The following is a 5,124-nucleotide window of genomic DNA, read 5'->3' as shown; positions in this document are numbered from 1 at the left end:
CCCCTAGGGTAATGAAGAGGGTTCCCCGCGGCGCCTCCCGTCCGGCCGGCGCAGTGCCGTCCGGCGCGACGCGGGCGTCAACACGGCTCTGTGGCAGTCCTGTTGCGGGTGCCGGGCAAGGTGGGGGAGCTGCCCCGCATCCCCGGACGACCGACACCACCACCAGAGGTGAACCCCATGGACCAGAGCACCCGGCCCGCCGCCCCGCGCGGCCTGCGCGAAATCCTCGTGGCCGGCGAGCGGACCTACTCCTTCGAGTTCTTCCCCGCCAAGGACGAGGCCGGTGAACGCGCCCTGTGGGCGGCGATCCGGCGGGTGGAGGCGGTCGCGCCGACCTTCGTCTCGGTCACCTACGGCGCCGGCGGCTCCTCGCGCGACCGCACCATCGGCACCACCGAGCTGATCGCCGCGCAGACCACCCTGCGCCCGGTGGCCCACCTGACCGCCGTCGGCCACTCCACCGCCGAACTCCAGGCAGTCCTGCGGCGCTACGCGGACGCCGGCATCCGCGACGTCCTCGCCCTGCGCGGCGACCCGCCGGGCAACCCCAACGGCGCCTGGCAGCCGCACCCGCAGGGCCTGCGGTACGCGGCCGAGCTCGTCCAACTGGTCAAGGACTGCGGCGCGTTCACCGTCGGCGTGGCCGCCTTCCCGGAACGCCACCCGCGCTCGGCGGACTGGGACGGCGACATCCGGCACTTCGTCGCCAAGTGCCGCGCCGGTGCCGACTACGCCGTCACCCAGATGTTCTTCGAGGTCGAGCACTACCTGCGGCTGCGCGACCGGCTGGCCGCGGCGGGCTGCGACACCCCGGTCATCCCCGAGATCATGCCCGCCACCGACGTGCGCCAGATCAGCCGCTTCGCCGAGCTCAGCGGCGCGTCCTTCCCGGCCGGCCTGGCGCGGCGACTGGAAGCGGCCCGTGGCGACCGAGCGGCGGCCCACCGCATCGGCGTCGACCACGCCACCCGGATGGCCGAGCGCCTCCTCCACGAGGGAGCCCCCGGCCTGCACTACATCACCCTGAACCGCTCCACCGCCGCACTGGAGATCCACCGCAACCTCGACCCGACGGCCCGCCTCCTGACCGCCACCCCCGCCTGACCCCGAACTCCCCCCACGGATCCGTTCCGCGAGGCCGGGACTTCCGGTGGGCGGCCGTCAGGTGTGGGCGGGGGTCACCGGGTGCGGTAGGCGTCGGTGATGGTCTGGTCGAGGGTGTTGCCGTCGGCGTCGGTGAGTTCGGCGCGCAGGGAGACGGCGGTGCCGGTCGGCGGGTTCTGGACGGTGACGGCGCCGGCCTCGACCGGGAGGCGGGTCCACGAGGCGCCGCCGTCGGTGGAGGCCGAGACGGTCAGGGAGCGGGTGCGGCCGTCGGCAGCGGCGCCCTGCACGGTGATCGGGATGCGCAGCGGGCTGCCGGCCGTCGCGGTGCCGGCCGGGGTGAGCTCGGGGGAGAACCGTACGACGCTCACCGGGAGGGCGGTCGGCTCGGTGGTGGCGGCCGAGGTGAAGGTCCAGGACGCGTTGACGCGGGTCGTCGCGCCGGCCGCGGCCTTGCGGGTCGCGGTGGCGGCCAGGCGGTACGGGGCCTTGCCCGGGGTCACGGTGAACTCGCCGCGTCCCGCCGCGCCGGACGCGGCGCCGACCAGCACGCCGTCGCGGTACAGCGAGGTGTAGGCGGTGTCGAACGACGGGGTCCACGGCGCGTGGCCGTCGCCGTCGGCGAGCAGCGGGACGTCGGCGGTGATCCGGTCGCCGTCGCGGGAGACGGCGGGCCGGTCGGTGAGTGCGGGGCCGAAGACGGGGCCGTCGAAGGTGTGGGTGGTCGTGGTGCCGGCCCGGACGGCGAGGCGGTCGGCGGTGTAGTGGTTCGGCCGGGTGCCGTCGGCGCGGGGGACGGTGACGCCGATGTCCCAGGTGCCGCGCTCGGGTGCGACGAGGAAGGTGGCGGTGCCGGGGGTGGCGATGCTCCGGGACTCGCCGATGCTCGCTCCGTCGGTCGGCTGGAGGCTGACGAGCGCGGTGCCGGCGCCGCCCGGGCCGGCGGCACCGCGGATGTTCACGGTGGCCAGTTCCCGGGCGGAGTAGTGCTTGCTGAGCCCGGTCAGCGCGCGGGTGCCGGAGAAGGTCCTGCCGAGCAGGTAGCCGCGGGTGCCGGTCTCCCAGTTGACGTCGAACCACTGCTTCACCTCCCCGGTCTCGGTCTCCGGCCCGAGGTGGGCGACGCGCAGGTTCGGCGACCCGTTGGCGACGTTGACGGTCCGGGTGGCACCCTCGTGGGTGACCTCGACGAACATCCCACTGTGCCGGAAGCGCGCGGTGTCGTCCGGCGGCCGGACGTCGACGAGGGCGGTGGTCCGCGCGTCGACGGTGACGGTGGTGTCGTGGTCGAGGTCGAGGCGCGGCTGGACGATCCAGTCCGTCCAGATCGTGCCGCCCGGCTCCAGACCCGAGGTCAGATTGCTGTCCAGCAGGTACCGGCCCTTGGGCAGCCGCACGGTGGTGGTGCCGGAGGGGGCGTCCAGTTGGACCGAGGTGTCGGCGCCGGGGCCGGAGATCCCGGTGACGCTGGTCCGGTACGGCGCGGTCGCGCGGCCGGCGCGGTCCAGGTGCTTGACGGTGAGGGTGTACGTCTCCGGCTCCGCGGCGAAGGCCGGGCCGGTGAAGGCCGTTCCGCCGAAGGCGGGGGTCGAGGTGCCGACCAGGGCGACGGCGACGGCCAGGGCCCGGAGGGCGTTCCGGCGGGGAACGGAGCGGGTGGCGGAACGAGGGACGGAACGAGCGACGGAGCGGCGTGCGGAACGGGGAGCGGAGGTTGCGGTCATGTCCTGTACTGCTCGGACGGACGGGGGAGTTCCTGTGACGCACGTCACCGGAACCCGGGCGCCGGACCGGGCAGGGCAGAGTGTGGAAGCACTCATGAGAACGCGTCTTCGCCGCGGCGACCCCGACGTCCTGGGCGAGCTGTACGACGAGCACGCCCAGGTGCTGTACCGCTACGCCCTGCGCGTGACGGGCGACTGGGCGGAGGCCGAGGACGTCGTCTCGACGACCTTCCTGGAGGCGTGGCGCGGCCGGGAGCGGCTGCACCCCGACGGCGACGGGCTGCGCCCGTGGCTGCTGGGGATCGCGACCAACGTCATGCGCCGCAACGCCCGTGCCCGTCGGCGTCGTGACCTCGCGCTCGCCCGGATCCCGGAGCGCGGTTCGGTCCCGGACTTCGCAGACGACCTGGTCGCGCATCTCGCGGACGTGGAGCAGTTGCGTGCCGCGCGCCGGGCGCTCGCCCGGCTCCGGCGCCGCGACCGGGAGGTCTTCACCCTCGTGGTGTGGGCCGGACTGGACTACGCGAGCGCGGCCGAGGCGCTCGGCACGCCGGTCGGCACGGTCCGTTCGCGGCTGTCCCGGGCCCGCGCCCGACTGCGCGAACTCACCGAGGCCGAGGCCCATGCCGAGGCCAGAGTCGCGGCCAGGGCGCACGCCAGGGCCCGCGCCGCCGTCCCCGCCCTGCCGGTACCGGGCCGCCTCCCCGCGCTCCGGCCGTCGACCCAGGAGAGCCACGGATGAACGCCACCCCATGGCGCGGTAGGCCGCGCCCGTCGTCCGGGGAGCCCGGGGAGTCCGGGGAACCTGAGGAGCCCAGGGAGCCCGAGAAGTCGGGGGAACCCGGGAGATCGGACGTGTCCGGGGAGTCCGAGCGCCGCGAGCTCGCCGAGCTGCTGCCGCCGCCGGCGGTGCCCGGCCTGCGTGCGGATCGTCAACTGCGGCTGAGGGAGCAGGTGTTGCGCCGGGCCGCCGCATCGGCGGAGCCGCCGGGCCGCCGCTCCGCCCCGCGGGCCCCGTTCCGGCGTCCGGCAAGGTTCCGGATCGCGGTGCCGGCGCTGGCCTGCGCGCTCGCGGTCGCCGGTGTCCTGGTGGTGGACCTCGGGGGCGCGGGGACGGCCGGGCGCGACCGTACGGCGGCGCAGGGCGGTGCCGCCGTCGCCTCCGAAGCGGTTCGGCTCCTCGACCGGATCGCGCTCGCCGCCGCGGCGGGGCCGGAGCAGCCGACGGTCGGCGCCGACCGGTTCGTCTTCATCGAGAGCAGGGTGGCCTACGCCGCGCAGAGTGCGGCGGGTGGCCCGGTGACGATGGCTCCGGCGCACACCCGGCAGGTCTGGCTGTCCGCCGACGGCAGCCGTCCCGGCCTGCTGCGCGAGGAGGGCGGGCCCGACACCCGGCTCGGCGAGGACGGGCCGGTCCTCCTTCTCGACCGGCCGGGGGCGACGCCGCGGCCCGACGCCTCGCGCGGGAGCGGCCCGTCGATCGGCGAACCGACCCACACGTACGTCGCCTCCCTGCCCACCGACCCGGAAGCCCTGCTGAGGCTGATCCGGGAACAGACCCGCGGTGCGGGCCAGGACGGTGCGGGCCAGGACGGTGCGGGCCGGGGCGGCGACGGCCAGGACCCGGACCAGCGGGCCTTCGCGGCGATCGGCGACCTGCTGGCCGAGACCTGGGCGCCGCCGCAGGTCAGTGCCGCGCTCTACCGCGCCGCCGAGCGGATCCCCGGGGTCACCGTGGTCCCGTCCGCCGGGGACGCCGCCGGCCGGGAGGGCGTCGCCGTGGCCCGTACGGCGCACGGGCGGCAGACGCAGTGGGTCTTCGACCGGACCACGTACGCGTTCCTCGGCGAGCGCACGGTCCTCAGTGAGGCCGGCGAGGCGGGGCCGGCCGGGACGGTGGTCGGCACGTCCGCGGTCCTCGTCAAGGGGGCGGTCGACCGGGTCGGCGAACTCCCGCGGGCGGCAGACCGATCCGGGCCGCCGGCGCACTGACGGCCGCACCGGCCCCGCGCTCCTCCCCGGGCCCGCGCGCATCGGTGGGATGACCGATGTGCGGGCGGCGGGGGCGCGGCCATAGTCCTGGCAGGAGCGTCCGCGGGTGGCCGCGGTGCGCCCGGTTACCGAAAGGACGTCCTGTGGACTCGTGTGCGGCGTATGCGGATCTGGTGTTTCTCGACGGGCGGGTGGTCACGGTCGACGCGGACTTCTCCGTCGCCTCGGCCCTGGCGGTGACCGGCGGGGTCATCAGCGCCGTCGGCGGGAGGGACGACGTCGCCCCGCTCATCGGGCCCCGCAC

Annotated in this window: 4 protein-coding genes; 3 read left to right on the top strand and 1 reads right to left on the bottom strand. The window is 75.8% G+C overall.

Going from position 1 to position 5,124, the window contains the following annotated elements:
- Positions 1–177: 177 nt before the first annotated feature.
- A complete protein-coding gene (gene metF, locus ACIQOV_RS26710) occupies positions 178–1,104 on the top strand; it encodes a methylenetetrahydrofolate reductase [NAD(P)H] (RefSeq protein WP_401052620.1) in 927 nt (308 codons plus the stop codon).
- A 74-nt stretch (positions 1,105–1,178) separates the two neighbouring features.
- On the opposite strand, the gene ACIQOV_RS26705 is transcribed toward metF, so the two are convergent.
- Entirely contained in the window at positions 1,179–2,828 is a 1,650-nt protein-coding gene (locus tag ACIQOV_RS26705) for a serine protease (RefSeq protein ID WP_401052618.1), read from the bottom strand.
- A 94-nt stretch (positions 2,829–2,922) separates the two neighbouring features.
- Here ACIQOV_RS26705 and ACIQOV_RS26700 point away from each other — a divergent pair, with 94 nt between their 5' ends.
- Positions 2,923–3,570, top strand: a complete 648-nt coding sequence (locus ACIQOV_RS26700; RefSeq protein ID WP_401052615.1) for an RNA polymerase sigma factor — start codon at positions 2,923–2,925, stop codon at positions 3,568–3,570.
- Positions 3,571–3,683: 113 nt separating this feature from the next.
- Positions 3,684–4,820 carry a CU044_5270 family protein gene (locus ACIQOV_RS26695; RefSeq protein ID WP_401052612.1) on the top strand — a complete coding sequence of 379 codons (1,137 nt, stop codon included), beginning with the start codon at positions 3,684–3,686 and terminating at the stop codon, positions 4,818–4,820.
- The last annotated feature ends 304 nt before the right edge of the window (positions 4,821–5,124 follow it).

The organism is Kitasatospora sp. NPDC091257 (assembly GCF_044757675.1).
Classification (GTDB): domain Bacteria; phylum Actinomycetota; class Actinomycetes; order Streptomycetales; family Streptomycetaceae; genus Kitasatospora; species Kitasatospora lactacystinica.
The sequence above is the reverse complement of the archived record's forward strand: the minus strand, read 5'-3'. Positions and strand labels throughout refer to the sequence as shown.